Consider the following 25,265-nt stretch of genomic DNA (forward strand, 5'->3'; position numbering starts at 1 on the left):
ATAGGATCGCTGGGACCTTCTTGAGGAAGGTCCTTTTTTTGTTCTGTTATGATGGGCCCCCGTAAACGAAATAAAATTTAGAGGAATCCATGAAAGTCGGGTTTCTGGTGTTGGTGCTGATCTTGGAACCTTGGCGTCCCCAGGCTTGGGGTGCTTGGGGTGTGAACTTGCTGACCCGTTGGCGTCTCTTTCTGTTCGCACGTATGCCCCGGGTCGGCGCAGTGCTCTGGCTGGGGGTCGTGGGCTTCCCTCTCCTGTTGATGACAGGGGTACAAAGCGGATTGGGTTGGCTTCATCTGGGGGCGTTGGTGCCCTTGCTGGTGCTGGGGTTGGGAATTGATCTGCGCGGTCCTTTGGCTCACCTGCGCCAAGGTGGGATGCAGATACCCCCGTATTCCGAGCCGAATCAGTCTGTTCGTGCAGTTCTTGATGAAGGTATCCTGGGTAGTTATCAACGTTTTTTTGCCCCCCTGTTCTGGTTCTTTTTATTGCCCGGCGGATGGGGGCCTCTGCTGTATTGCGGCACGGCACTGCTGGTTGAAGCGGAGCCAGACGGTCTTTTTTATCGGCGCATGCAGGCAGGTCTGGACTGGATACCGGTACGCCTGCTCGCGCTGACCTTTGCTCTGGTCGGTGACTTCGAAGAAGCGCTTTATGCCTGGCGTGATCCGGATCGCCTGTTTTTATCCAGCCAGGAACTGTTGCAAGCGGTGGTGCATGGGGCCTTGGGGTCAGGACAGGCAAACGGAGGAAACGGGCCATTCGAGGCCCTCGAAGCCGATCAGTTGACCAGTGCCGAAGGGCTAATCTGGCGAGCCGTCGTCCTCTGGGGAGTGAGTGCGGGGTTGACGACGGCGCTGTTGGGTGGGCGTTGAGCGGCGGGGGGCATTTTCCTGCTGGAGCGTCAGCAGGGTGGCAAGGCGCAGGGCGCGCAAAGGATGACCGGCAACGTAGTCCCGCAGGGCACAGTCCGGCTCCTGACGATGGTGGCAGTCAGGGAAACGACAGTGGCCTTGCAGTGGAGAAAACTCTGGAAAAAATGCCACCAGATCGGCAGGGTCGAGATAGGTCAGGCCAAAGGATTGGACGCCGGGGCTGTCGATCAGCCAGCCACCCTCGGTTAGGGGGTAGGCACGGGTGGCAGTGGTGGTGTGTCGGCCCGAATCCAGGGCTAGAGAGATGCGCTGAGTAGCGGCCTGAGCCTCGGGAATGAGGGCGTTGAGCAGGGTGGATTTGCCCATGCCTGATTGTCCCACCAGCAGGCTGTGGCGTCCGGCCAGGGTGGGGCGCAACCGGTCTGCTGTGGTTCGGGCGGAAATTTCCAGCAGGGGATAGCCGAGGGATTCAAAATGGGACAGTGTGGCACGCCAGGTTGCCGTGGCCGGACCCAGGTCGGTTTTATTGAGAAGCAGGCAGACGTCGACCCGATTGGCTTCAGCGGCCACAAGACAACGGGAGATCAGGTCTGGAAAAGGGGTGGGTTCACCCGCTGAGACAATGAGCACCTGGTCCACGTTGGCGGCCAAAAATTTTTCTCGTTTTCCGTCGGCACGCCAGAACAGGGTGGTGCGCGATTCGATTTCTTCGATCACACCCTGAGTGACGCTGGTGGGAGTGAAGCGAACCCGGTCCGAACAGGCGACATCATGTTGCTTGCCGCGCCGGACACAACTCCACGTCTGTGCCTGGTCGTCCACTACTTCGTAGTGGTGACCAAAGACCCCGCGTACCCATCCCGCAAGGGAAGAGGTACTCACAGTAAGAGTGTCCGGTGTATCATGGAGCGGGCGTCACGGTCGGGAGGCAAGTGGGGCATTGATCAACTCAAAAGGAAGGATTATGGCACAGGATAAAAACCATCTGGTCTGGGTGGACATGGAAATGACCGGGTTGGACCCGATGCGCGACCGCGTCATCGAGGTGGCGCTGGTGGTCACCAACAATGCGCTGGAGGTCGTGGCGGAAGGGCCGGTTCTGGCGATTCACCAACCCGATGGGGTCCTGGATGCCATGGATGACTGGAACAAGGGAACCCATCAACGGTCTGGCCTCATCGATCGGGTTCGTGCCTCGACCCTGGCCGAAACGGCGGCGGAGGAGCAACTGCTCGAGTTTCTCAAGATCCACGTACCCCCCGGCGAATCGCCCATGTGCGGCAATTCGGTGTGCCAGGACCGCCGTTTCATGGCCAATTACCTGCCTCGCCTGGAACAGTATTTTCATTATCGTAACTTGGATGTGAGCACCCTCAAGGAATTGTCCAAACGCTGGAAGCCAGCGGTCTACAGCGCCTTCAAAAAATCCGGAAAACACGAGGCGCTGGCGGATATTCTCGAATCCATCGAAGAATTGCGCCACTACCGGACGCATTTCATTCGTTTGGATTGATGCGCCCTGGCTGGGAGTGGATTCAATGGGTTACCCGGTCCAGGTAACCCAGAAATGTATCTTCGGGAACATAACCAGCCAAGCGCTGATTTTCCAGTTCCCGCCCGTCGGGATCGAAAAAGATCGTGCTGGGCGGGCCAAAAAGTCCAAAATGTGCCAGCAGGGCACGATCTTCTGCGCTGTTATGGGTAACATCCACGCGCACCAGAGTGAACGGCTGCAGGGCAGTCTGGACCCTGGGACGGGACAGAACGGTACGGTCCCATTCCACGCAAGAAGTGCACCAATCGGCATAGAAGTCCACCATGACGGGACGGTGTTGACCGGATGCCCGAAGCAACTGCTGATCCAGTTGGGCCACCGTGGAGACAGGCACGAAGTTCAGGTTCGTGGTGGCTGGGGCGGTTCGAATCAGGGGTAGAATCGTAAACAGGGCAACCCCCAGCAGGACGACCCCGAAGCCGCGTTTTACCCAACTCATCCAGTGACCGGCCCGAGGCAGTAAGGCGCCTGCTGATGTGCCAATGAGTAGAAGCGGGGTGCCCATGCCCAAGGCCAGGGTGAAGAGTGCCAGTCCGCCCATCACCACATCGCGAGTTTCGGCGATATAAATTAGCCCGCCTGCCAGCGGCGCAGCCACGCAAGGACCCATCACCAATGCGGAAAGTGAGCCCATGAAGCCAACCCCCCAGTAGCGACCTCCCGGCAGGCGCCCCGAGGCACCGTTGAGTTGGTTTTGCAGGGAGAGGGGCAACTGAAACTGGTACACGTCAAACATGGACAAGGCCAGCACAACGAAAAGCAGGGCGGTGGCGATCTGGACCGGTGGAGTTTGCAGGGCATTGGACAGGAGGGTTCCGGTCAGCCCGGCTAATATGCCCACCCCGGCATAGGTCAGGGCCATACCCAGTACATAGGTGAGGGAGAGGGCAAAGGCGCGTGTTTTGGTGACCGATGTGCCCTGACCTGCAATGATGCCGGAAAGAATCGGAATCATGGGGAACACACAGGGAGTTAGAGCGAGAAGTAGCCCGAAACCAAAAAAACTGGCCAGTACCCAGAAAGGACGAGCGCCTTTCAGATAACTGGCAAAGTCCTCAGGGCGCCCGGAGTCCGCAGAAGGAGGCGTGGAAGAGATTTCCGAGCCTGAGGAAAGCGCGCTGTAATGGTTCCCGCTCTGCTGAAAATCCTGAGTGGTGGGCGGGTAGCAGATGCCGTGATCGGCACAGCCCTGGAAACTGATGGAAAAACGGGAGACGGGTTGGCCGCCGGGCAAGGTCAAGGCGATCTGAAAAGGATGGCGGTAAATCCAGACCTGGCCAAAACTGGGGTCCTGTTTGGCCTCCGCAGTCGGAAAGTGTAAGGGAACCTCTTGGGGCACACCGGGCAAGCGGAGATGAATGCGATCGCGATAGAGATAGTAACCGGGAGCGGGTACGAAAGAAAGGATCAGGTTGCCCGGGTCAACGCCATTGTCCACCGAAATCTTGAAGGCCTGGTCGGGCATCAGAAAAGTATGCGGCTCGGGCAGTGTGCCCAACGCAGTAGGAAGGGGGTGCGGCGTTTCGGGAATGCCCTCCAGGGCAAAGGCCGGGGACAGTCCACCCAGGGCGCAGACCAGGAAAAGGGTTCGGATCCAGGTATTACGCCGTGCAAAGATACTCATGAGCCTGTGTCTCGTAACCAGATGATTGATTCTACTCCGACTGAGGCGGGTACGGGGAGTTCCCGTTCTGCAGACGCTGCCAAGCCCATTCCACATGTTCGCGCACCTGTTCGGCGGGATGATTGCGACGCTGGGCCAGTGCGGTCAGGGCCCCCGGGGTGGCGGGTCCATTGCCCAGAGCTACGGCCACGTTGCGTAACCAGCGTTCATGACCGATGCGACGGATGGGCGAGCCTGTCAGGTGAGTCTGGAAGTCTTCGGCACTCCAGGCGAATAGGGCGGGCAGGCTGAGATTTTCCAGTTCCTTGCGGCGCAGAAACGCCCGTGCGCCCCGGGAGGTGTTGGCAAAGCGGTTCCAGGGACAGTGCAACTGGCAGTCATCGCAACCGTAGATGCGGTTGCCAAAGAGGGGGCGCAGGGATTCGGGTATGGGGCCTGGGTGTTCGATGGTCAGGTAGGCAATGCACAGACGGGCATCCAGTTGGTAGGGGGCCACGATGGCTCGAGTGGGACAGACCGTCAGACAAGTCTGGCAGGTTCCGCAATGGTCCTTTTCCGGAGGGTCGGCGGGCAGTGGCAGGTTGCAGAGTAGTTCGCCCAGAAAGAAGTAGGAACCTTGGCGCTGCAGCAGCAAGGTATGCTTGCCACGCCACCCCAGTCCCCCTTGGGCGGCGATCTCCACTTCGAGCAGAGGCGCACTGTCGCTGAAGGGACGCCATGCAAAAGGCCCCCACTGCGCAGCCAGACCTTCGGCCAGCAGATGCAGACGACGGCGCATCAGTCGGTGGTAATCCTGCCCCAGGGCATATTGAGCGATGACGCCCTCGGTTGGGTCGTTCAGGGCATCCTGACAGGAAGTCAGGTCCTCGCTGAGATAGGGCAGGGAGACCGTGAGAATACAGGTGGTACCTGGCCAAAGACGAGAGGGGTCGGTGCGCAGATCCGGATCCCGTTCCAGCCAGGTCATGGCCCCCTGATAACCGGCTGTCAGCCAGGTGTCAAGGTGTTTGCGGGCTGTGCGCAGGGTGGGGCGACTGACCCGCACTGCGCTGAAGCCCAAGTGGTGTGCTTCGCGCTCAAGGAGTGTGCGCAAGTCAAAAACGGATAAGGGAGGCATGAACCGGGTACAATGAGTGAACAGTTTGAATTATCAACCGAAAGAGGATTGGATGGAAGGGGAAGGGGGGGCGCAGTGGCACTTGGCAGATCCCGAGGCAACCACTGAATGGGGGAGGGCGTGGGCACCCTGTCTCGAGTCGGGGCTGGTTTTAACCTTCTCCGGTGACTTGGGTGCAGGTAAAACGGCCCTCATTCGGGGGATTCTGCGGGGCCTGGGCGTGACGGGAACCATCCGTAGTCCTACCTATGCCCTGCTTGAAATTTATGAACTTTCGAGGTTATACTGTTATCACTTTGATTTCTATCGAATCAACTCGCCGGAATCCTTGGAAGATAGTGATTTTCGGGAGTGCTTTCGGAGCGACAGTCTATGCCTCGTGGAATGGCCCGAAAAAGTTTCTACCTGGTTACCCCCCGCCGACGTGGCTCTGATGCTGGAGCCTGCTGCAGGGGCGGGGCGTCTGCTGCAGGTCCGACATACTTCTGTCCATGGAATGAAATGTCTCGAACCGCTCTTGGCTACGTCTTTGCCGCGTTGATCCTGTTGGGGTCGAGCGTGCTGTCTCCCGTGGCTCACGGTGAGGAAACTCGCATTCGTGCCGTGCGCCTGTGGCCTGCAAGCGACTATACCCGGGTGACGTTCGAAGCGACTCAGGTGATTCACGGCACCCTTTTTTCCGTCCCTAATCCTGATCGTCTGGTGCTGGATCTAGAGGGAGTGACTGCGACCCAGTCCCTCGAACAGATGGCAGCGCAATTGAGCCCACAGGATCCCTATTTGCGCAAGATTCGGGTGGGCCATTTCAAACCTGGCGTGGTGCGGGTGGTTTTTGATCTCAAGGGGCCGGTCAATGCGACCTCTGCTTTGCTGGAACCAGTGGGAGACTACGGTTACCGTCTGGTTCTGGATATTTACCCCGCCACGGCGACGCCAGATCCTCTTTCTCCCGTGCTCGATAAACCGGCGCTGCAGGTGCAGAATGACATACCGCCCGGTCAGTCCCCCAGGCCTTCTCCGGTAGTGGCGGCAAGCCCCCCAGTACCCATTGCGGAGGCGGACGTGCCAAGGCAGGGGGCTGAAATCCGGTCAGATGCCGGGGCGGGGGGCCCTGCCCGTAGGACCCTGATCATTGCGGTGGATGCCGGGCATGGCGGGGAAGACCCTGGTGCGCATGGCGAAGCAGGTACCCACGAGAAAAACGTCACCCTGGCCATCGCCCGGCGTCTCAAAGCAGCCATTGATGCCCAGCCCGGTTTGAGTGCCGTACTGATTCGCGACGGGGATTATTTCATTCCGCTGCAGGAACGGACGGTCAAGGCACATCGCCTGCATGCCGATCTCTTCGTGTCGGTTCATGCCGATGCCTACATCAATCAGGAGGCACGGGGTTCTTCCGTGTTTGCTCTGTCCGAGAAGGGAGCAACGTCGGTGGCGGCACGCTGGTTGGCCAAACATGAAAACGATGCCGACCTGGTGGGCGGAGTAACCCTTCCAACCCATCAGGCCTACCTGGCACAGACGCTTTTTGATTTGTCTCAGACTGCCACCATCAATGATAGTCTCAAAATGGCCCGGGCCGTGTTGGGTGAATTGGATCAGATCAATGTGTTGCACCGTGGTTTTGTGGAACAGGCTGGTTTTGCCGTCCTCAAATCCCCGGACATTCCTTCCATTCTCGTGGAAACGGCGTTCATTACCAATCCTGAAGAGGAACGCCGTCTCAATGATCCGGCCTATCAGGAGAAGTTGGCCCAGGCCATTACCCATGGTTTACAGGATTATTTGCACAGGAGCGGTGCCTGGGGGCAGCATGTGACGGCCCTGTCCCTCACGCACTTGGCTGGCAGCGCTCCATGAAGCGTATCGAGGCACTTTCCCCGCTCCTGATCAGTCAGATCGCTGCGGGAGAGGTGATCGAACGTCCAGCTTCCGTACTCAAGGAACTGGTGGAGAACTCTCTGGATGCCGGTGCGCGGAACATCGTTGTGCTCCTGGAAGAAGGCGGGGTCCGGCGCATTCAGGTGGAGGATGATGGCCACGGTATTCACCCCGATGATTTGTCCCTTGCCCTGCAGGCCCACGCGACCAGCAAGTTGGCGGCGACGGACCCCCTGAATCATATCGTCACCCTCGGTTTTCGAGGGGAGGCCTTGGCCAGTATGGCAGCGGTGGCACGGGTGACGGTGACGGCGCGCGTGGCGGAGGCGGTTCATGCGCTCACCATGACCGTGTCCGGAGGGCAGGTCGAGGGACCGCGCCCCGCTGCACGCAGCATTGGGTGCAGTGTGGTGGTGGAAGATTTATTTAGCCATACGCCGGCGCGGCGCAAGTTCCTGAGGAGTACCAGCACGGAATTTGGTCACTGCGATGAACTGTTGCGTCGTTTGGCTCTGGCCCATCCTGAAGTCACCTTTCGCCTCTCGCATCAGGGACGTGCTTTGCGCCATTGGCCGGCGCTGACGCTGGAAGCGCGCGTGCGTGGCATTCTGGGCGAAGATTTTTTGAATCAGAGCCTGCCCATCGAGGACAGTGCCGGACCATTGCACCTGTCTGGCTGGATCCTGCACCCGACCGCCGCCAGTCGAGCGGAGCAATACCTTTTCGTGAATGGACGCTTCGTGCGCGATCGGTTGCTGACCCAGGCTGTTCGCCAGGCCTATCAGGATGTGTTGCATGGTCAGCGCCAGCCAGGAGGAGTGTTATTTCTGAGTTTGGACCCAGCACGGGTGGATGTGAATGTTCATCCTGCCAAGACCGAAGTACGCTTTGAAGAGGGACAAGCCGTTTTTCGCTTTGTCTGGCAAGCGCTCCACAAGACTTTGACCCGCACGACACCCGGTGGTCTGGAGTTCGTCGAGCGCAGTCCCCTGGGGGGCAGGGGTATCCCTTCCTCGTCCGGGAAGGCGGGTTTGATGTCATCTTCTCTTGAGGAGTCTGGCGAACTGCCGCTGCCTTCTCCTCGATTCGTTGCCCCTCCCTCCGTTTCGGATAAAGTTACGGTATCCCTGCATCTTGGCGAACCCGATCCCTTTCATGCGGCTTTGTACGGTAAACAACCTATCCCTCCCGCCGAAACCCCGTCCTCTCCCGCTCAGGAAGCGAACACGGCACTTCGGTTCAGTGAAGAAAATTTCAAACTGCCGGGTGCGGAGCCAGAGCCGGTTGCACCGGAGCCGCCATTTTTTCCCTTGGGACAGGCTTTGGCTCAATTGCACGGGATCTATATTCTGGCTCAGAATGCTACCGGGCTAGTGCTGGTGGATATGCACGCAGCCCATGAAAGAATTCTGTATGAACGTCTGAAGGCACGTCATGCTGTGGCGGGAGGGGGGCAAGCATTTCTTGATCCTCCGCATTTTACCCTTTCAGCGCGGGAACTGGCGGTTCTGGAAAGTTACGGCGACGTACTCACTGCTCTGGGTCTTGATCTCGCTTTGCGCGGACCTCAGACCGTGGTGTTGCGCAGTTGGCCCATTGAGTTGAGTGGCGTCGATCCCGAGCCAGTGCTGCGCCAGGTATGGGCGGATCTGGAAGAAACGGGCCAGAGTCTGGCGCTCGAAGCCCGTCGTCACGAGGTTTTAGCCAGCATGGCCTGTCACGGTGCGGTGCGTGCCCATCACTCCCTCACGGTGATGCAGATGAACGCATTGCTGCGTGACATGGAACGGTGTGAACGCGCCGATCAGTGCAATCATGGTCGTCCTACCTGGCGCCAGATTCCCTTGTCTGAACTGGATCAATGGTTTCTGCGCGGTCGCTGAACGCTCCTCCACTTCTGTTTCTGCTCGGTCCGACGGCCAGTGGCAAGACCGCCTTGGCCTGTGGATTGGCGGATGATTTCCCGGTGGAATTGGTGAATGTGGATTCGGCCAGTATTTATCGTGGTCTGGATATCGGCGCAGCGAAACCGGATGCGCTCACGCGGGCCCGTTATCCCCATCACCTTATGGACTGGGTAGATCCTGATGATCCCTACTCGGCCGCCCGTTTCGTGGCCGATGTCACACCCTTGCTTGCCGCCATTCGCGCGCGCGGGCATGTGCCCCTTCTGGTGGGGGGCACTATGCTCTATTTTCAGGCCCTGCAACAGGGGTTGGCCGTTCTGCCGAGTGCGTCTCCCGAACTGCGGGCTGCGCTGGAAGCACGGGCCGAACGGGAAGGTTGGCCGGCCCTGCATGCCGAATTGGCCCGGGTCGATCCCGTCACGGCGACCCGTCTGGCACCCCTTGACCGCCAACGCATTCAGCGGGCGCTCGAAGTCTGGCACGTGACGGGGCATCCACTTTCATTCTGGCATCAGGAACAGGCCCGTGCCGGCTTGCCGGATCGGATCCTGACCTTGGGGTTGATGCCCGGCCAGAGGGCTGCCTTGCACGAGCGTATCGCTCACCGATTCGACCAGATGCTGGCGCAGGGACTGGTGGAGGAAGTGCGTCGACTGCGCCTGCGTTACCCCCGCCTGACGGGCGAAATGCCTGCCATGCGCGCCGTGGGATACCGTCAGGTCTGGCAGTTTCTGGAGGGGGAAGGTAGTGCATCGGAAATGCGTCTGCGGGGCATCATCGCGACCCGTCAACTGGCGCGCCGCCAGTTGACCTGGGTGCGTAACTGGCCAGCGCGGGTGGCCCTGGACCCGGACCAGATGGGGTGGGAAGGTATGGCCCATGCTTTGGTGGAGCATTTTCTGAAGAGTGCCTGAGACCCTGTCGGTCAACAAGGGTCGTTCGGTTCTGGCAGGATGGTGGCGTGACGGGTTCCGTGGGCCAAGGTCAGTTGTACCTGATCGCCGGGCTTCAGACGCGTTGCGTCGTCGATTACGTGTCCGGCGTTGTCCTGTACCAGGGCATAGCCCCGCGCCAGAATGGCACGGGGGTTCAAATGCTCCAGCGTGCGTGTCTGCCGTTCCAGATGGCGGCGCTGCTGTTCGAACCAGCGCTGGCAACAAAGCCGCCAGCGCTGGTCGAGTGCGGTCAGAGTCTGGCGCTGAAAGGCGATGCGCTGACCGGGGTGAACCAATCGTTGCGCCAGCGTGGCAAGACGTTGCCTTTGTCGTTCCCAGTGGCGTCGTTGGAGGTTTTCCCAGCGCAAGCGGCGTTGATCGAGGTGCAAGGCAATTTTTTCCACCCGTCGGCGCAACGCCAGGAAATGACGTTCTTCCAGTTGAGTCAGTTGGTGCAGCAATTGCTGCCGTTCGGGATGGACCAGTTCGGCAGCGGCGGTGGGGGTGGGGGCACGCTGATCCGCCACAAAATCTGCCAGAGTGAAATCGGTTTCATGGCCGATGCCCGTGATGACCGGGAGGGGACACGCCACCAGAGCTTCGACCACGGGAGCCTCGTTGAAGGCCCAGAGGTCTTCCATGCTGCCCCCCCCTCGGCACAGGATCAGTACCTCACATTCGGCACGGGCCCCGGCTTCCAGCAGACGTGCGGCAATCTGTTGGGCAGCGCCTTCTCCCTGAACGGGAATGGGGTAGAGGATCAATGAAACCTGCGGAGCACGGCGTTGCAGAGTGGTGAGTACATCGCGCCAAGCGGCACCCACAGGGGAGGTCAGGACGCCAACCCGGCGCGGCATGACAGGCAGGGCTCGTTTGCGTTCGGGGTCGAAAAGGCCGGCAGCAGCGTACTGTTGCTTGAGGAGATTGAAGGCCTCGAACAGGGCACCCAGACCGGCGGGGCGCAGATTGTCCACCAGAATCTGGCAGGTTCCGTTGGGTGCATAGTAGGAAAGACTGCCCCGCAAACGTACGGCCATCCCGTTGCTGGGGCGAACCGTGCTGCCATTCTGGCGAAAGCGAAACATCACGCAGCGGATCTGGGCTTGAGATTCTTTTAGATTGAAATACCAGTGCCCCGAAGAGGCCTCGGTAAAGTTGGAAATTTCTCCATGAATCCAGCAGGCCGGCAGAGCTTTTTCCAGTATCGTCTGGAGGCGCTGGGTGAATTCGGTTACGGTATAACTTTTCTCGAAAACTTCGGCCTCGGCACGGGAAAATGCCTCGGAAGGACTATGGTTACTGGGAATGGAAGTCATAGTTCAAGCAGGATAGGGATTGCGGGGTCATTGGTCATTTGTCAAGGGTTTTCGGGCTGATCATGGAACTGTATAGAAACTCTACGATGCAAAAAAAGTGTAACAAGGATAAGGGGTTGATGGGGTTTGGCTGACACTGTTCACAAAGTTATCCACAGAGATTGTGGAAAACCTTGAGTTCGAGTCAGCCCCCCGGAACCTGACGAGACAATGGCTGTGTCCATCCATCCCTGCCGAGTCGCCAACCGCTGGAATATCCATTAGACTGTGGCAGTTTAGTCGAATTTGGAGATAAAAAGGTGGATTCGGGACTGATGGCAGCTGGCTGGCCTAGTTTTCTGCTTTTAGGTGTATCCGTGGGGGCTTTGGCCATTATTGTCGAGCGCTTTTCGGTGCTGCGCCGCAAACGCGTGCTCCCCCCCGGTTTGCTGGAGGAGGTGCTGGAGGAGATTGGTCGTTCCGGCGTGACCCCTGCCCTGGTTGGCCGTTTGTCCCAAGGGGCGCCCTTGGCGCGGGTTCTGGCCGCAGGATTACGCAATGAACGCCATGCCCGCGAGGTCATGAAGGAGGCGATTGAGGAAGCTGGCCGTGCTGTGGTGGTGGATATGGATCGGGCGGTAGGTCTATTGGGTACTCTGGCCACGGTGAGTCCGCTGTTGGGGTTGCTGGGCACGGTGCTGGGCTTGATCGTGCTGTTCCGCGGTGGCGCAAGCGGAGATATGTCACTTCTTTCTCAAGGCATCGCCCTGGCGCTGTATAACACGGCCTTTGGCCTGATCGTGGCTATTCCTGCCCTGATTTTCTATCGTTTCTTTCGAGGACGAATCGAACGCTTGAGCAGCGACATGGAACAGCAAGCCATCAAGTTGGTGGAAGTGCTGCATGGAGACCGCCAGCCATGAATTTCCGACGTGGCTGGCGGGAGGATGAACCGGAGGTCAACCTCATTCCCATGATCGACGTGCTTTTGGTGGTTCTCATCTTTCTCATGATTTCCACCCAATTCCGCCAGGATCACGGCGTGGAGTTGCAGTTACCTCTGGGGGGAGGGCCCAGCACGAGCGAACGGGCCCATGAAATCACGCTTGCGGTGGATGGTCATTTGCAACTGGATGGAAGGGACCTGGGGTCCGACCCCGGCGCAACCGTTTTTGCCCAACCCCTATGTGCACTGCGCCTCCATGGCGATACTCCCCTCGTGCTGGCGGCGGATGCCCGGATTCCCCATGGACAGGTGATGGCGGTGTTGGAAGCTCTGCGCAGTGCAGGATTTCACCACCTGCGGGTGCGTACACACCCGGCTGGGCCTTGAATGCGCGCGCGCCTGGAGCGCTGGCTCACGGGACTTTGGTACGAGGGCCGTCGCTCCGGCTGGATGCCTGTTCTGATTGGATTGAGTCGTTTATATGGTTGGATTCAGGGCTGTCGCCGGAGGACTTCGGCGTTTGCGCTGCCTGTTCCCGTTCTCGTGGTGGGCAACCTGACGACAGGCGGTACGGGAAAGACCCCGCTGACTCTGGCTCTGGTCCAGGCACTGCGAGTTCGGGGTTGGCATCCTGGCATCCTCAGTCGTGGATATGGGGGACGACACTCGATGCCAACCGAGGTCACCTCCACTTCGGATCCTGAAGAGGTGGGTGACGAACCCGTACTCATGGCAGGGCGTCTCCTGGCCCCGGTCTGGGTGGGGCGAGCCCGTGTCGCCGCAGGTCAGGCATTACTGCTGGCCCATCCAGAGGTGGATGTCATTCTATGCGATGACGGCTTGCAACATCGGGCGTTGATGAGGAACGTGGAGGTGGTGGTGGTGGATGGCGGACGAGGGTGGGGCAATGGCCGCCTTCTGCCGGCGGGCCCCCTGCGCGAGCCCCTGTCCCGTTTGGCACAGGTGGACGCCATTGTGGTCAATCAGGGTAGCGGTTCGCATACGCCGACCTTTTTTTCTCTGGAGGGCAGTTACGCCATGGGCCTGCGTGCGTCTGAGTGGGTGCATGTGCAACACCCTGAACGGCGTGTTCCCTGGGCATATTTTCAGGGAAAAAACTGTATTGGCGTGGCGGGGATCGGCAATCCGGAACGTTTTTTCAGTCAACTGGAGAGTTGGGGCATTCAGGTGCAACGCTACCCTTTTCCGGACCATCACCCCTATCGGCGCACCGATTTGCCCGCAGATTTACGAAATCCTGTACTGATGACCGAGAAAGATGCGATAAAATGGCGCAGGCTGGGGCTGGACGACGCGTGGTATCTCCCGTTGGAGGCCCTCGTGGACACTGCCCTCGTGGATCATCTTGCAACCCTACTCATCTCCAAGGAACCCCATGGATAGCCGTCTTCTGGAAATTCTGGTGTGCCCCCTGTGCAAGGGCCCCTTGCTTCATCGTCCCTCCCGCCATGAGTTGGTCTGTTCACCCTGTCGCCTGGCTTATCCGGTGCGTGATGGGATTCCCGTCATGATGGAAACCGAGGCGCGTCGTCTGGCTGAGGACGAAAACCCGTGACCGTTCCCCCCTTTGTGGCCCTGGTGCCTGCTCGCATGGCGTCGACCCGTTTCCCTGGAAAGGTTCTGGCAGACATTGCGGGTACCCCCATGGTTCTGCATTGTGCACAACGTGCAAAGGAAAGTGGGGCGAGTCAGGTCGTGATCGCCACGGACCATGCCGAAGTGCGGCAGGTAGCCGAAGCGGCAGGGTGGACCGTGGTCATGACGGCAACCACCCATGAGACGGGCACTGACCGGTTGGCTGAAGCCGTGGCTCAATTGAACCTGGCGCCGGAAACTCTGGTGGTGAACGTGCAGGGTGACGAACCGCTGCTCGACCCCGCAACGATTCGCGCCGTGGCCCAACGTCTGCACGAGAGACCTGACTGTGCGTTGGCCACCGCGGCCTATCCTATTACTTCACGGGCGCATCTGGAACAGAAAAATGCCGTCAAGGTAGTGCTGGATCATCAGGATCTTGCCCTTTATTTCAGTCGGTCCCCCATACCCTGGGCGCGTGATGCCTGGGCTCAGGATGCCGCGTTCTGGCCAGAGGATCTGCCCGCTTGGCATCATGTGGGATTGTATGCTTATCGGGTTTCTTTTTTGCGTCTCTTCGCTTGCTTATCACCCGCGCCGATCGAGCGTCATGAAGCGCTGGAACAGTTGCGTGCTCTCTGGTACGGGTATCGAATTGCCGTGGTCCGTCTGATGACGGCGCCTCTGCCGGGGGTGGACACGCCTGAGGATTTGGAACGTCTGTGTATGGCCTGGGCGACTCGGGTGGCGTGAGTGGGCACAGGACCATTCAATCATTGACACTAGCAAGGGAGAAAGAAACATGCGGTTGATTTTGTTGGGCGCGCCGGGCGCTGGCAAGGGAACACAGGCCCAATTCATTCGGGAATACTACGGCATTCCACAGATCTCCACCGGCGATATGCTGCGGACTGCGGTGCAGGCCGGGACCCCGCTCGGTCTGGCTGCAAAACAGGTCATGGAGAGTGGAGGTCTGGTATCGGACGAAATCATCATCGGACTGGTGCGTGACCGGATTCAGGCAGCGGATTGTGCCAAGGGTTTTCTGTTCGATGGTTTTCCGCGTACCCTGCCTCAGGCAGAAGCGCTCAAGAAAGCCGGGGTCGCTCTCGATGTGGTGGTGGAATTTCAGGTGCCGGACGAAGACATCATTGAACGTTTGTCGGGACGGCGGATTCATCTGGACTCCGGCAGGGTCTATCATGTGCGTCATAGTCCGCCTCGTACCCCCGATCGGGATGACGTGACGGGGGAGCCCCTGATCCAGCGGGAGGATGATCGTACGGACATCATTCGGAAACGTTTGGCGGTGTATCATGCCCAGACCAGTCTATTGGTGGCCTACTATTCGGACTGGGCGACCAGTGGAGAAACACAGGCCCCACGTTTGATACAGGTGGACGGAACGCGTCCGGTGGAAGAGGTTCGGCAGGTTCTGCGCGCTCAATTGGGGGCCTGATCGGCAGCGGAGAGACGATCCGCGCAGGGTAAGATGATCAATTACGATGAGGGAGACAAAATGAGCCAGACCAATGCGTTCTATGCCCAATCCGGAGGCGTCACAGCGGTGATCAATGCCAGTGCCTGCGGGGTCATCGAAACGGCGCGGCGCTACCCTGCAGAGATCGGTACCGTGTATGCCGGAAGAAACGGGATCCTGGGAGCCTTGCACGAAGATCTGATCGATACCGGGGAAGAGACGGCGGAAGCCATTCGAGCATTGCGCCACACGCCCGCAGGCGCTTTTGGGTCGGCACGCTACAAACTCAAGGGGTTAGAAGAGAATCGGGCCGAATACCAACGTCTGATTGAGGTGTTTCGTGCCCATCAGATCGGTTATTTCTTTTATAACGGCGGAGGCGACTCCCAGGATACGGCGCATAAGGTGTCTCAGATGGGGGCTGCCATGGATTATCCCTTGATCTGTATCGGTATTCCCAAGACCGTGGACAATGATTTGCCTTTGACGGACTGCTGTCCGGGGTTTGGCTCGGCGGCCAAGTACCTGGCCACTTCGTTGCGCGAGGCCGCCCTGGACGTGGCTTCCATGGCCAAGACCTCCACCAAGGTATTCATCATGGAGGTGATGGGACGGCATGCCGGTTGGTTGACGGCGGCTTGTGGTCTGGCGGGCGATGGACCGGGAGAGGCGCCTCATCTGCTCCTGTTTCCCGAACTGCCCTTTGTGGAAGAGGATTTTTTGAAGCGGGTACAGGAGACGGTGGAAACCAGGGGATACTGCGTGATCGCCGTATCGGAAGGGATTAAAACCCCCGATGGAAAATTTTTGGCGGAAAGCGGTCTCAGAGATGCGTTCGGGCATGCCCAGTTGGGTGGCGTGGCACCTCATCTGGCTCAGTTGGTGCGGGATCGGCTGGGTTATAAATACCATTGGGCGGTGGCGGATTACCTGCAACGGGCGGCGCGCCATCTGGCTTCTCGCACTGATGTCCGGCAGGCCTATGCGGTGGGTCAGGCGGCGGTCAAACTGGCTCTGCGCGGGCGCAATGCCGTCATGCCGACGATTCAGCGCTTGAGCGATGAACCTTACCGTTGGCGCGTCAGTTCGGTTTCTCTGGCAGCTGTGGCCAATCAGGAACGTGCGTTGCCTCGTCATTTCATTACGGCGGATGGATACGGGATCACGGCGGAGGCGCGCCGATATCTCGAACCCCTCATTGCCGGGGAAGACTATCCGCCTTATCACAAAGGGGTACCTGCCTATGTGCGTCTCCAGTTGATCTCGGTGGCGCGCAAATTGCCGGCTTTTACTGGCTGATTCGTTCCAGGGTAACGAAGGTCAGGTCGTAGGCGTTTCGTTCATCTGCCGGGTGGTGCCGAAGGTCGGTTTCTCGCCATTGTGCAGGATCCAGGGCCGGAAAAAAGGTATCTCCCGTCAAGTCCGCATGAATACGCGTGACATACACGCGCGTGGCGCGGGGAAGCAGCGCTTCATACAATGTCCCGCCGCCAATCACGAAGACCTCGGGAACGGCCGGCAGATTCGTCCACAAGTCTTCCAGAGCAGGATAAACCAGACATCCTTTCGGGCGATAATCCGGATTGCGGCTGATGACCAAGTTGAGACGGCCCGGCAAGGGACGGCCGATGGATTCCTGGGTGCGTCGACCCATGAGAACGGGGTGGCCCAGGGTCACGGCACGGAAATGGGCCAGGTCGGCGGGCAGATGCCAGGGCATGGTGCCCTGTTTTCCGATGACGCGTCCAGGCACGGTATGGGCCACGACGAGGGAAATGCGGGGCAGGTCCGGTTCAGGCGGCGCGTGCACGTTTGGCCTCTTCCAGCAGAAATCGTTGATAATCCTCTAGGTCGCCGTCAAAATCCTGTACGCTGCCCCCTGTGACCAGCCAGAACTCGTCACAGACGGCGCGGAGGAGGGCGCGGTCATGACTGACCAGCAGCACGGTACCTTCAAATTCGTTGAGGGCGACACTCAATGCTTCGCGTGTGGCCAGGTCCAGATGGTTGGTGGGTTCGTCCAGCAGGAGCAGATTGGGCCGTTGCCATACGATCATGGCTAGCACCAGGCGGGCTTTTTCACCACCGCTCAGGGTTCCCACCCGTTGCGCCAGCATCTCGCCGGTAAAGTTGAAGGAACCCAGATAGTTGCGCAGGTCCTGCTCCCGTCCCTGCACCCATCCCCCTTTGCCTTGAGCGATGGCTGCCTTGGCCAGACGGATCATATGGGCGAGCGGGGTGTCTTCCGGTTGCAGAACATCCAGTTCCTGCTGTGCAAAGTACCCAAGGGTGAGACCCCTTCCCTGGATCATTTCTCCATTCAGGGGGGTGAGGACCCCAGCCAGTGTCTTGATGAGGGTGGATTTTCCCTGCCCATTGGCCCCCAGAATGCCGATACGCTCTCCGGCCTGAACCGAGCGACTGACTTTGTGCAATATGGTGCGCGGCAGGGAGGACTCTTCCAAAGAAGCCTCCTCTGCGGTGGAAGGAGGATAGCCCAGATCGGTATGACGCAGACTGAGCATGGGGTTGGGTAAGTTGAGGGGTTCCTGAAACTCGAAGGTGAATTCTGCCTCGGTCAGCACGGGGGCGATGCGTTCCATCCGCTCCAGGGCCTTGACCCGGCTTTGGGCCTGTTTGGCTTTGCTGGCCTTGGCTTTGAAGCGGTTAATGAAATCCTGCAGGTGGGCAATTTTATCCTGCTGTTTCTGGTGGGCGGCCAATTGAAGAGAAAGTTTCTCGGCACGGAGGTCTTCAAAGGTGCTGTAGTTGCCGCCATACCGTGTCAGTTGAGCCCCGGTCAGGTGCAGGGTCACCCGCGTCACGGCATCGAGGAAATCACGATCATGGCTGATGACCAGCAGCGTGCCATCATACCGTTGCAACCAGGCTTCCAGCCAAACCAGCGCATCGAGATCCAGGTGATTGGTGGGTTCATCCAGGAGCAGCAGGTCGGAAGGGCACATGAGCGCACGGGCCAGTTGCAGACGCATGCGCCATCCGCCGGAAAAACTGTTGACCGGTTGGTGTAATTGTTCCGTTTTGAACCCCAAGCCAAGGATCAGGGTTTGGGCCCGAGGTTCTGCCGTATGGGCATCCACTTCCTGTAATGCCATGTAGGCATGGGCCATGCGCATGCCATCCTCGCCGGCCTCTGCTGCTTCTACTTCCCGCTGGGCCTCCAGCCAGCGCGTGTCTCCCTCCATGACAAAGCGGGTCGCGCTGGCCTCGGTCTCGGGCATGTCTTGAGCCACCTGAGCCAGACGCCAGGCAGGAGGAATGGTGAAATCCCCGCCATCTTCCCGCAGGGTACCATCGAGCAGGCGAAACAGGGTGGATTTTCCAGCACCGTTGCGTCCTACCAGAGCTACCTTTTCGCCTGGATTGATGGTGATACTGGCCTTGTCCAAAATAATCTTGGGACCGCGGCGCAGGGTGAGTTTCTTGAGAGTGATCATGAGGGTTCTCGCATCAGGGAACGGGCCGCCCACAGAGCAACAAAGGTGAGCGTTGTGGCGGCACAGAGGTAATAGCCTACAAAGTCCAGACCCCATTGTTTGGCCAGGAAAGTAGCAATATAAGGAGCCAGCGAGGCTCCCAGAATGCCCGCGAGGGTAAAGGACAGGGAGGCACCCGTGTAACGAACGGGAGGCGGAAACAGTTCGGCCAGGGTAGTCCCCATGGGGCCATACGTTCCTCCCATGAGAAAGAGACCCAGACTCAGAAAAATGACGGTGTTGCCCCAATGACCGGCCTTGAAGAGATGTCCGAAAGCCAGTCCGAAGAGAAAGATGGCAACGGAGACCCAGAGCAGTACCGGAGACCGGCCGAAACGGTCAGCCAGTTGAGCCGAGAGAGGGATGCCCAGGGCGAAGAAGAGAATCCCGATCAGTTGGGCGTGCAGGAAATCGCCTTTGGGATAATGCAGGGCCGTTGTGCCCCAACTGAGGGTGAATACCGTCATCAGATAGAACAGAACGAAAAGTGCAAGAGCGATCAAGGTCCCAAGCAACAGCGGACGGCCATGCTGGGCAAAAATCGTGCGCATGGGGAGGGCCACCTGTTGTTGGTGGTTCGCCACTTCCAGAAAGACCGGGGTTTCGGTCAGTTTGAGCCGGACATATAATCCGATTCCGATCAGCAGAGCGCTGGCAATGAAGGGAATCCGCCAGCCATAGGTCAAAAAGTCTTCTTCCGAAAGGAATCCGCTCAGCCCCAGAAAGGTCCCGCTGGACAGAATGAAACCCAGGGGAGCTCCCAATTGGGGAAACATGCCGTACCAGGTTTTTTTGCCGGGTGGCGCATTTTCCGTAGCGAGCAGGACGGCGCCTCCCCATTCTCCTCCCAGTCCCAGGCCCTGGCCAAAGCGGAAGATGGCCAGGAGGATGGGGGCAGCGACTCCGATGCTGTGATAGGTGGGAAGTAACCCAATGGCTACGGTGGAGGGACCCATGGTCATGAGGGAAGCCACCAGAGTGGCCTTGCGCCCGATACGGTCACCAAAGTGCCCAAAGAGAATGGCTCCGACGGGACGGGCAAAAAAGGCCAAGGCAAAGGTGGCAAAGGACTGGAGGAGGGCTGATGCGGGGTCCGAAGAAGGAAAGAACAGTTTGGGAAATACCAGAACCGCCGCCGTTGCATAAATGTAAAAATCAAAAAATTCGATGGTGGTGCCGGCCAGACTGGCAATCAGGACCCGCACCGTGGAATTGCCGGTGGTTTGCATGGAGAAGTAGGGATGGTTGTCTAAATAATTCAGGACCCTGGATTATACGCGCAATGACGGAAAACTTTTCACCCAAGAAACTTTCCCATACACTGTCCCTTTCTTCTTGGGACTTACCTGTGACCACGCTATTCTTGGGATTTTTATTTGGTATGTTTCTTCAATATGCGCGTCTCAATCGTTTTGACACCATCGCCGGCATGGCGCTTCTCAGAAACTTCTCAGTGGCCAAAACCATGGCTTTTGCCATCGGACTAGGCATGCTGCTGATGCAAGCGGAAATCCAGATGGGATGGGCCAGCGATCACATCAAGCCTCTGATCCTTTTTGGAATTGTGGGGGGTGGGGTGCTGTTTGGCATGGGCATGGCCATTCTGGGTTACTGTCCGGGCACGCTTGCCATTTCCCTCGGTCAAGGCAGTCTGGATGCGCTTGTGGGCATTTTTGGCGGACTGGTGGGAGCACTGTTATTTGCCGTGGTGTTCCCCCTTTTTTTCCCTCTGCTGGGACCGGATCTGGGCAGTATGTCTCTGCGGGGGAGCCTTTCCCCGACAATTTTTTGGGTGACCCTGGTGCTGCTGGGGGGAGGACTCATGGGTGTGGCCTTTGCACTTCACCGTGTCGATCCACGGGGTTGGTCATGGTTGTATGCCGCCGTGGGCCTGACCCTGCTCAATGTTGTACTCGATCTGCCAGCCATTGCTGGTCATCCCATGGGAGCATCCACCGCTTTTCCCTGGTTGGCGATGACTCTCACCGGAGTGGGAGCGCCAAGTTATTGGCACAAGATTGCCGAACCGGGGGCCTGGGAATTCCGTTTTCTGGTCGGAGCCTTTCTGGCGGGGCTGTTTTTTTCTCTGATTCAGAAAGAGTTTCGCTTTAAGGCGGTACCCGATTTGTGGCAGGAATACCATGGCGGGAGCGTCACCCGCCGTTTTTTCTGGGCTTTCGTGGGCGGGGTCCTGTTGCTGTTTGGCGCACGCATGGCCGGCGGGTGCACATCCGGCCACATCATTTCCGGGGGCATGCAACTGGCTTACAGCAGCCTGCTTTTCGCCCTGGTGGTCTTCCTCACTTTTTTGACCACAGGGCGCCTGTTCTATCGTCAGGGCAGGGTAGGGTAATCGGTATAGCCGACGCGCGGATCGGGACGACCATAACCATAAAAACTTTCCACCTCGAAGGGGGTGAAAGGCTGCCTCTCTGCGATCCGCCGAGGCAGATCCGGGGTGGAGATGAAATATTTTCCGAAGGCCACGGCATCGGCTTTTCCCTCCGCTACCTCCGCCTCGGCACTGGCTGCCGTAAAGCCTTCATTGGCGATGAGGACTCCACCAAAGCGACGCTTGAGTTCCGGGCTGAGACGAACCGTTCCTAGGGATTCGCGAGTACAAAGGAAGGCCAGGTGTCGTTTTCCCAATTGTTCGGCGACATAGCCAAAAGTGTGCAGAGGATCGCTGTCTCCCATGTCGTTGGCATCTCCCCGTGGGGCGAGATGGACCCCCACTCTCCCTGCGCCCCACACCGATACCACCGCATCGGTGACTTCGAGCAGGAGGCGAGCCCGGTTTTCCACCGGTCCCCCATAGTCATCCCTCCGTAGATTGGTGCTGTCTTGCAGGAATTGGTCGAGGAGATAGCCATTGGCCCCATGAATTTCCACTCCATCGAAACCGGCGCTCTGGGCGTTGAGTGCTCCCTGCCGATAGGTTTCCACCACCCCAGGCAATTCGGACAGTTCCAGGGCGCGGGGCGTGACGAAGGGGCGCTGTGGGCGCAACAAATTCACATGTCCGGCGGGGGCCACGGGACTGGGGGCAACGGGTAATGCCCCCTCCAGATAATAGGGATCGGAAATTCGTCCCACATGCCAAAGTTGCAAGAGGATGCGCCCTCCTGCGGCATGGACGGCTTCTGTGATCTGGCGCCAGCCGATGATCTGTTCCTCGGACCAGATCCCCGGCGTGTCGGGATATCCAACGCCCTGAGGGGATATTGCCGTGGCTTCGCTCAAGATCAGTCCGGCACTGGCCCGCTGGACATAATATTCTGCCATCAATGCATTGGGCACCCGTCCAGCGCAGGCACGGCAACGCGTCAAGGGCGCCATGATGATCCGGTTGGGTAACGAGAGATCACCCATGACAAGGGGAGATAACAAAGTGGTCATTGAAAAACTCCAAATAGTACGAAGACGAACCATTCTGACATGGTTTCAGCCAGAAGAAAAGTCCAAGGTTGCTGTGGTTACTTTGAGACAGTGGAAAAAAAGAAGAGTAGAATCGCTGCACTCAACAGTTCGGGGTGTAGCTCAGCCTGGTAGAGTACTACGTTCGGGACGTAGGAGTCGGAGGTTCGAATCCTCTCACCCCGACCAAGAAACGAATTCTATATCTATTTGATAGTAAATCGTTTTTTAGATTATTTGCGAATTTCTTCAGAGAACCATTCTGGCAGATTTTACTGCTGGTGACCAAATGGTGACTATTTGGAGACTTTCTGGTGACTAAACGGTTTTGCATTCGGCAACCACAACCTGTTTTTGACGACTGCGCCCGGTGACTTTTCTCGGACCAAAACTAATCCCACAACGCGGTTTCTTTTTTGGTCAGTTATTCCTTCTGCGCTTTCTGATCCACATACTCCATGACATCGCTCACTTTGCAATTAAAAAATCTGCAAAGTTGATCAATGTTGTCAGTCACCGTGCTGTGGCCTCGCTGATTCACTAGTTTGGACAAGGTTACGCGATTAATCCCCGTTGCTTTGGACAACTCGGTAAGCGTCACCCGCCCATCACCCCTGAACTGTCGTTCAGCGATCAACTCCTGTAATTTGAACCGTATCATCGTATCTATATATTAACATCCGAAAAATAATATTTGCAATTTGTTTTTTTCTGTGTTAATATTTCTATACGGTCGATAACTTATCGCATCGATCGTAAATCCTAAACACTTTTCAACGAGGGTTATTATGGCTCAAACCTATCTGACGACAGAAGATCTGTCGAAACGAATCCACTACGATACGTGGACCATCCGCAACCAACTCAAGGACAGCGTCCTGTTGGAGGGCATTCATTATTTTCGCCCATTTGGTCGGAGGAAAATTCTTTATATTTGGGAGAAGATCGAAGAGGACATGATGAAAGGCATATCCTCGATGACCATCCCCATGGCTAATGGAGGACATTGCCATGGCTAGCATTCAGGTAAGAAAACGCACTGGGTGTCTGATCATCGATTTTTACTATCAGGGTTTGCGTTGTCGCGAACAGACAGCACTAGCAGATACAGTAGCCAACCGAAAAAGGTTGGAAAAAGTCATCGAGCGTATTGAGACTGAAATCGCATCGGGCACTTTTCGCTACGAGCAATTTTTTCCAGGAAGTCGGAATGCGGGTCGGTTCAAGGTATGCCCGGAACCGGGGACGCCAAACGCCGAACTATCGATGGCAGCATTGCCAGCGTCACTCTCGAAACTCCCGCTATTCCGGGATTTCTCAGAGACTTGGTTTTCTGAAAAGGAAGTCGAGTGGAGAAATTCCTATCGCAAGGGGATGCGGGCCGATATCGACAAAGTTCTGATTCCTCACTTCGGGGAAATGGCGGTCGACCAAATCACCAAGTCAGATGTTCTTACCTTTCGTGCCAAACTGTCCAAGGTCACGGCGCGAGGCAAGACTACCATGTTGTCGACTCGAAGAATCAACAAGATCTTCGAGCCATTGCGACAAATCCTCAACGAAGCAGCCGACCGCTTCAATTTTCGCACAGTCTTCCAGAACATCAAAGCATTAAAAAATCGGAAATCTGATATTCACCCGTTCACGCTTGACGAGGTGAGCCTGATTTTGCGGACAGTTCGCCCGGACTATCGAGCCTATTACACAACTCGTTTTTTTACAGGGATGAGGACATCCGAGGTAGACGGGCTCAAGTGGAAATTCATTGACTTTGACCGGCGGTTAATTCTGGTCAGAGAAACCATTGTGGATGGTCAGGAGGAATATACCAAAAACGATGGATCGCAACGCGAAATCCGCATGTCACAGATGGTCTATGACGCCCTGAAACTTCAGGAAAAGGCGACTCGTCATCTTTCTCCATACGTGTTCTGCAATACATTGGGTACGCCATTGGCCCACAAAAATGTGACCAATCGGGTCTGGTATCCCCTGTTGCGCCATCTTGGGTTGGAATTACGGAGACCTTACCACTGCCGTCATACGGCCGCCACGCTGTGGCTTGCCGCCGGGGAAAACCCTGAGTGGATTGCCCGGCAAATGGGTCACACCACCACCGAAATGTTGTTCAGGGTGTACTCCCGATATGTTCCCAACCTGACTCGACAGGACGGTAGCGCCTTTGAGCGTCTGTTGCTCCAAAACCTGACTGGAGTTGCCCAGAATCATTCCAATATTGTCCAGGAACAAAACGAACCTGAGGTGAGCCATGAATAACGCCACGAACATTCTTGCTTTTCCGGCTGATTCCGAAACCAGCCATGCCAACCCAAATGCTGCCCCATGCACTGAGGGGATGCCTCCTATATTCCGCGTGACGGCACTGGATTACCAACAGGAAGCGCGCTGTGTCCGCTATCAGGCCCACCTGTTCCATGACAAGGTCAGCCTGACGGTGGAGTGGGCCAGAGGCCAACCTGATACCCGGCTCCATCCCTTTTGTTTGGTCTCCCCTCGCTGGCGGCGTCTTTCAGGGAAGATGTCGCGTCACCGAAATAAAATCATTTTCGTCTCGAATGTCGGAAAAGCGTACCGTAGTTGTCGTTCAAGTAGCATGCTCTCAATGATCGTTCAGGCCGAGCAGTGTGAATTGGCCTTCCGACCGGTTTCGAAGTACAGCAGCCGTTCAAATGACAGCATATCTGGGTGGATGTGTGACCGCAATGGGTTCTCTGCTGTCGGTGCCCTTCGCAATTCCACAGACGGCAATCGCCTCATTGCTGCCGGATGTATTGTCATGGGTTCAAAGGCAGGTATCCGAGTTGAGCGGACGCTTGGCGCGTCAACCCACGGACTGGAGGTCGGCCAGAATGGTCATTGAGGGAAAGTCACTTGAGCGGCAGCTACACATTCCATTGCCGCCACTTGAGCGCGTCTAGCGAAAAAATCTGGCTCGGGGAATCTGAGCGGCCTCTTAATGACCAACGTAATCAGCATAGCAGGAATACTGGTGGACACTGCTGAGTGCAGTTACAATGGTTTCTGATTCTGGGCTACTGTGAGCGGCACGGTATTGCGTTTCCACATCCTGAGAAAACCAAGAACAACAACGGATCTCATTCATGATCAAGACAATCAAC

The 25,265-nt window shown here is 57.6% G+C and carries 26 protein-coding genes and 1 tRNA gene; 18 read left to right on the top strand and 9 right to left on the bottom strand.

Annotation, left to right across the window (positions count from 1 at the left end; all coding sequences use genetic code 11):
• Positions 1-89: 89 nt before the first annotated feature.
• The gene (gene ampE, locus HO274_RS00965) at positions 90-875 is read left to right on the top strand and encodes a regulatory signaling modulator protein AmpE (protein WP_273120657.1); all 786 of its coding nucleotides are present in this window, start codon (positions 90-92) and stop codon (positions 873-875) included.
• Here the strand turns inward: ampE and rsgA are convergent.
• The gene (gene rsgA / locus HO274_RS00970) at positions 804-1,757 is read right to left on the bottom strand and encodes a ribosome small subunit-dependent GTPase A (protein ID WP_051861786.1); all 954 of its coding nucleotides are present in this window, start codon (positions 1,755-1,757) and stop codon (positions 804-806) included. The two genes, ampE and rsgA, sit on opposite strands and share 72 nt — an antisense overlap.
• Positions 1,758-1,839: 82 nt before the next feature.
• On the opposite strand from rsgA, the gene orn reads away from it, so the two are divergent.
• The gene (orn, locus tag HO274_RS00975; RefSeq protein WP_031595263.1) at positions 1,840-2,388 is read left to right on the top strand and encodes an oligoribonuclease; all 549 of its coding nucleotides are present in this window, start codon (positions 1,840-1,842) and stop codon (positions 2,386-2,388) included.
• A 22-nt stretch (positions 2,389-2,410) separates the two neighbouring features.
• On the opposite strand, the gene dsbD is transcribed toward orn, so the two are convergent.
• Both dsbD and queG read right to left on the bottom strand, forming a co-directional pair.
• Positions 2,411-4,054 (bottom strand): protein-disulfide reductase DsbD, encoded by a 1,644-nt coding sequence (gene dsbD / locus HO274_RS00980; RefSeq protein ID WP_273120660.1) that lies wholly within the window; start codon positions 4,052-4,054, stop codon positions 2,411-2,413.
• Positions 4,055-4,085: 31 nt separating this feature from the next.
• Positions 4,086-5,171, bottom strand: coding sequence for a tRNA epoxyqueuosine(34) reductase QueG (queG, locus tag HO274_RS00985; RefSeq protein ID WP_051861788.1), 1,086 nt, complete (start codon positions 5,169-5,171; stop codon positions 4,086-4,088).
• A gap of 16 nt (positions 5,172-5,187) precedes the next feature.
• Here queG and tsaE point away from each other — a divergent pair, with 16 nt between their 5' ends.
• From tsaE to miaA, 4 genes are read left to right on the top strand one after another with little or no spacing between them, the layout of a single operon-like run.
• Positions 5,188-5,712, top strand: a complete 525-nt coding sequence (gene tsaE / locus HO274_RS00990; RefSeq protein WP_273120662.1) for a tRNA (adenosine(37)-N6)-threonylcarbamoyltransferase complex ATPase subunit type 1 TsaE — start codon at positions 5,188-5,190, stop codon at positions 5,710-5,712.
• Positions 5,673-7,031 (top strand): N-acetylmuramoyl-L-alanine amidase, encoded by a 1,359-nt coding sequence (locus tag HO274_RS00995; RefSeq protein ID WP_273120664.1) that lies wholly within the window; start codon positions 5,673-5,675, stop codon positions 7,029-7,031. Before tsaE ends, HO274_RS00995 begins: the two co-directional genes overlap by 40 nt.
• Positions 7,028-8,935 carry a DNA mismatch repair endonuclease MutL gene (gene mutL / locus HO274_RS01000; RefSeq protein ID WP_031595269.1) on the top strand — a complete coding sequence of 636 codons (1,908 nt, stop codon included), beginning with the start codon at positions 7,028-7,030 and terminating at the stop codon, positions 8,933-8,935. Before HO274_RS00995 ends, mutL begins: the two co-directional genes overlap by 4 nt.
• Positions 8,914-9,873, top strand: a complete 960-nt coding sequence (gene miaA / locus HO274_RS01005; RefSeq protein ID WP_031595270.1) for a tRNA (adenosine(37)-N6)-dimethylallyltransferase MiaA — start codon at positions 8,914-8,916, stop codon at positions 9,871-9,873. Before mutL ends, miaA begins: the two co-directional genes overlap by 22 nt.
• 11 nt (positions 9,874-9,884) lie before the next feature.
• On the opposite strand, the gene xseA is transcribed toward miaA, so the two are convergent.
• On the bottom strand, positions 9,885-11,210 hold the full coding sequence (gene xseA, locus HO274_RS01010) for an exodeoxyribonuclease VII large subunit (RefSeq protein ID WP_273120667.1): 1,326 nt from the start codon (positions 11,208-11,210) through the stop codon (positions 9,885-9,887).
• A 314-nt stretch (positions 11,211-11,524) separates the two neighbouring features.
• Between xseA and HO274_RS01015 the strand changes: the two genes are divergently transcribed.
• From HO274_RS01015 to HO274_RS01045, 7 genes are read left to right on the top strand one after another with little or no spacing between them, the layout of a single operon-like run.
• A complete protein-coding gene (locus HO274_RS01015) occupies positions 11,525-12,112 on the top strand; it encodes a MotA/TolQ/ExbB proton channel family protein (RefSeq protein ID WP_411463942.1) in 588 nt (195 codons plus the stop codon).
• The gene (locus HO274_RS01020) at positions 12,109-12,522 is read left to right on the top strand and encodes an ExbD/TolR family protein (protein WP_031598205.1); all 414 of its coding nucleotides are present in this window, start codon (positions 12,109-12,111) and stop codon (positions 12,520-12,522) included. Before HO274_RS01015 ends, HO274_RS01020 begins: the two co-directional genes overlap by 4 nt.
• Complete coding sequence (gene lpxK, locus HO274_RS01025) at positions 12,523-13,539, top strand: tetraacyldisaccharide 4'-kinase (RefSeq protein ID WP_031598202.1); 1,017 nt, start codon at positions 12,523-12,525, stop codon at positions 13,537-13,539.
• Positions 13,532-13,711, top strand: coding sequence for a Trm112 family protein (locus HO274_RS01030; protein WP_031598200.1), 180 nt, complete (start codon positions 13,532-13,534; stop codon positions 13,709-13,711). Before lpxK ends, HO274_RS01030 begins: the two co-directional genes overlap by 8 nt.
• Positions 13,708-14,484, top strand: a complete 777-nt coding sequence (gene kdsB, locus HO274_RS01035) for a 3-deoxy-manno-octulosonate cytidylyltransferase (protein WP_031598198.1) — start codon at positions 13,708-13,710, stop codon at positions 14,482-14,484. Before HO274_RS01030 ends, kdsB begins: the two co-directional genes overlap by 4 nt.
• Before the next feature lie 49 nt (positions 14,485-14,533).
• Entirely contained in the window at positions 14,534-15,190 is a 657-nt protein-coding gene (gene adk, locus HO274_RS01040; RefSeq protein ID WP_273120679.1) for an adenylate kinase, read from the top strand.
• A gap of 60 nt (positions 15,191-15,250) precedes the next feature.
• A complete protein-coding gene (locus HO274_RS01045; RefSeq protein ID WP_273120680.1) occupies positions 15,251-16,510 on the top strand; it encodes a 6-phosphofructokinase in 1,260 nt (419 codons plus the stop codon).
• Here the strand turns inward: HO274_RS01045 and HO274_RS01050 are convergent.
• Genes HO274_RS01050 through HO274_RS01060 form a run of 3 tightly spaced genes read right to left on the bottom strand, consistent with a single transcriptional unit; the run spans position 16,500 to position 19,937 of the window.
• Positions 16,500-17,021, bottom strand: a complete 522-nt coding sequence (locus HO274_RS01050; protein WP_273120681.1) for a dihydrofolate reductase — start codon at positions 17,019-17,021, stop codon at positions 16,500-16,502. The two genes, HO274_RS01045 and HO274_RS01050, sit on opposite strands and share 11 nt — an antisense overlap.
• Positions 17,005-18,669: an ABC-F family ATP-binding cassette domain-containing protein gene (locus HO274_RS01055; protein ID WP_273120682.1), complete on the bottom strand. Its 1,665-nt coding sequence runs from the start codon at positions 18,667-18,669 to the stop codon at positions 17,005-17,007. Before HO274_RS01055 ends, HO274_RS01050 begins: the two co-directional genes overlap by 17 nt.
• Complete coding sequence (locus HO274_RS01060; protein ID WP_273120683.1) at positions 18,666-19,937, bottom strand: MFS transporter; 1,272 nt, start codon at positions 19,935-19,937, stop codon at positions 18,666-18,668. Before HO274_RS01060 ends, HO274_RS01055 begins: the two co-directional genes overlap by 4 nt.
• A gap of 152 nt (positions 19,938-20,089) precedes the next feature.
• Between HO274_RS01060 and HO274_RS01065 the strand changes: the two genes are divergently transcribed.
• A complete protein-coding gene (locus HO274_RS01065) occupies positions 20,090-21,061 on the top strand; it encodes a YeeE/YedE thiosulfate transporter family protein (protein WP_273120685.1) in 972 nt (323 codons plus the stop codon).
• On the opposite strand, the gene HO274_RS01070 is transcribed toward HO274_RS01065, so the two are convergent.
• Positions 21,043-22,107, bottom strand: coding sequence for an alkene reductase (locus HO274_RS01070; RefSeq protein ID WP_273120687.1), 1,065 nt, complete (start codon positions 22,105-22,107; stop codon positions 21,043-21,045). The genes HO274_RS01065 and HO274_RS01070 overlap by 19 nt on opposite strands.
• Positions 22,108-22,237: 130 nt before the next feature.
• On the opposite strand from HO274_RS01070, the gene HO274_RS01075 reads away from it, so the two are divergent.
• Positions 22,238-22,314: transfer RNA gene (locus HO274_RS01075), tRNA-Pro, on the top strand.
• Positions 22,315-22,549: 235 nt separating this feature from the next.
• Here HO274_RS01075 and HO274_RS13460 read toward each other — a convergent pair.
• The gene (locus HO274_RS13460) at positions 22,550-22,786 is read right to left on the bottom strand and encodes a helix-turn-helix domain-containing protein (RefSeq protein ID WP_031597596.1); all 237 of its coding nucleotides are present in this window, start codon (positions 22,784-22,786) and stop codon (positions 22,550-22,552) included.
• Positions 22,787-22,913: 127 nt separating this feature from the next.
• Here HO274_RS13460 and HO274_RS01080 point away from each other — a divergent pair, with 127 nt between their 5' ends.
• The 3 genes from HO274_RS01080 to HO274_RS01090 are packed head-to-tail and all read left to right on the top strand — an operon-like array spanning position 22,914 to position 25,006.
• Positions 22,914-23,144, top strand: a complete 231-nt coding sequence (locus HO274_RS01080; RefSeq protein ID WP_031597594.1) for a hypothetical protein — start codon at positions 22,914-22,916, stop codon at positions 23,142-23,144.
• Complete coding sequence (locus tag HO274_RS01085; RefSeq protein ID WP_273120690.1) at positions 23,137-24,402, top strand: Arm DNA-binding domain-containing protein; 1,266 nt, start codon at positions 23,137-23,139, stop codon at positions 24,400-24,402. The genes HO274_RS01080 and HO274_RS01085 overlap by 8 nt, the downstream gene beginning before the upstream one ends.
• The gene (locus HO274_RS01090; protein WP_273120691.1) at positions 24,395-25,006 is read left to right on the top strand and encodes a hypothetical protein; all 612 of its coding nucleotides are present in this window, start codon (positions 24,395-24,397) and stop codon (positions 25,004-25,006) included. Before HO274_RS01085 ends, HO274_RS01090 begins: the two co-directional genes overlap by 8 nt.
• The last annotated feature ends 259 nt before the right edge of the window (positions 25,007-25,265 follow it).

It is taken from the genome of Ferrovum myxofaciens (genome assembly GCF_013181415.1).
In the GTDB taxonomy this organism is placed as follows: domain Bacteria; phylum Pseudomonadota; class Gammaproteobacteria; order Burkholderiales; family Ferrovaceae; genus Ferrovum; species Ferrovum myxofaciens.

What these genes read in the sequence shown, in the direction of transcription:
- ampE (WP_273120657.1), top strand. Translation starts at nt 90, where the DNA reads ATGAAAGTCGGGTTTCTGGTGTTGGTGCTGATCTTGGAACCTTGGCGT.
- orn (WP_031595263.1), top strand. Translation starts at nt 1,840, where the DNA reads ATGGCACAGGATAAAAACCATCTGGTCTGGGTGGACATGGAAATGACC.
- dsbD (WP_273120660.1), bottom strand. Translation starts at nt 4,054, where the DNA reads ATGAGTATCTTTGCACGGCGTAATACCTGGATCCGAACCCTTTTCCTG.
- queG (WP_051861788.1), bottom strand. Translation starts at nt 5,171, where the DNA reads ATGCCTCCCTTATCCGTTTTTGACTTGCGCACACTCCTTGAGCGCGAA.
- HO274_RS00995 (WP_273120664.1), top strand. Translation starts at nt 5,673, where the DNA reads ATGTCTCGAACCGCTCTTGGCTACGTCTTTGCCGCGTTGATCCTGTTG.
- mutL (WP_031595269.1), top strand. Translation starts at nt 7,028, where the DNA reads ATGAAGCGTATCGAGGCACTTTCCCCGCTCCTGATCAGTCAGATCGCT.
- miaA (WP_031595270.1), top strand. Translation starts at nt 8,914, where the DNA reads ATGGTTTCTGCGCGGTCGCTGAACGCTCCTCCACTTCTGTTTCTGCTC.
- xseA (WP_273120667.1), bottom strand. Translation starts at nt 11,210, where the DNA reads ATGACTTCCATTCCCAGTAACCATAGTCCTTCCGAGGCATTTTCCCGT.
- HO274_RS01015 (WP_411463942.1), top strand. Translation starts at nt 11,525, where the DNA reads ATGGCAGCTGGCTGGCCTAGTTTTCTGCTTTTAGGTGTATCCGTGGGG.
- HO274_RS01020 (WP_031598205.1), top strand. Translation starts at nt 12,109, where the DNA reads ATGAATTTCCGACGTGGCTGGCGGGAGGATGAACCGGAGGTCAACCTC.
- lpxK (WP_031598202.1), top strand. Translation starts at nt 12,523, where the DNA reads ATGCGCGCGCGCCTGGAGCGCTGGCTCACGGGACTTTGGTACGAGGGC.
- HO274_RS01030 (WP_031598200.1), top strand. Translation starts at nt 13,532, where the DNA reads ATGGATAGCCGTCTTCTGGAAATTCTGGTGTGCCCCCTGTGCAAGGGC.
- adk (WP_273120679.1), top strand. Translation starts at nt 14,534, where the DNA reads ATGCGGTTGATTTTGTTGGGCGCGCCGGGCGCTGGCAAGGGAACACAG.
- HO274_RS01045 (WP_273120680.1), top strand. Translation starts at nt 15,251, where the DNA reads ATGAGCCAGACCAATGCGTTCTATGCCCAATCCGGAGGCGTCACAGCG.
- HO274_RS01055 (WP_273120682.1), bottom strand. Translation starts at nt 18,669, where the DNA reads ATGATCACTCTCAAGAAACTCACCCTGCGCCGCGGTCCCAAGATTATT.
- HO274_RS01060 (WP_273120683.1), bottom strand. Translation starts at nt 19,937, where the DNA reads ATGCAAACCACCGGCAATTCCACGGTGCGGGTCCTGATTGCCAGTCTG.
- HO274_RS01065 (WP_273120685.1), top strand. Translation starts at nt 20,090, where the DNA reads ATGTTTCTTCAATATGCGCGTCTCAATCGTTTTGACACCATCGCCGGC.
- HO274_RS01070 (WP_273120687.1), bottom strand. Translation starts at nt 22,107, where the DNA reads ATGACCACTTTGTTATCTCCCCTTGTCATGGGTGATCTCTCGTTACCC.
- HO274_RS13460 (WP_031597596.1), bottom strand. Translation starts at nt 22,786, where the DNA reads ATGATACGGTTCAAATTACAGGAGTTGATCGCTGAACGACAGTTCAGG.
- HO274_RS01080 (WP_031597594.1), top strand. Translation starts at nt 22,914, where the DNA reads ATGGCTCAAACCTATCTGACGACAGAAGATCTGTCGAAACGAATCCAC.
- HO274_RS01085 (WP_273120690.1), top strand. Translation starts at nt 23,137, where the DNA reads ATGGCTAGCATTCAGGTAAGAAAACGCACTGGGTGTCTGATCATCGAT.
- HO274_RS01090 (WP_273120691.1), top strand. Translation starts at nt 24,395, where the DNA reads ATGAATAACGCCACGAACATTCTTGCTTTTCCGGCTGATTCCGAAACC.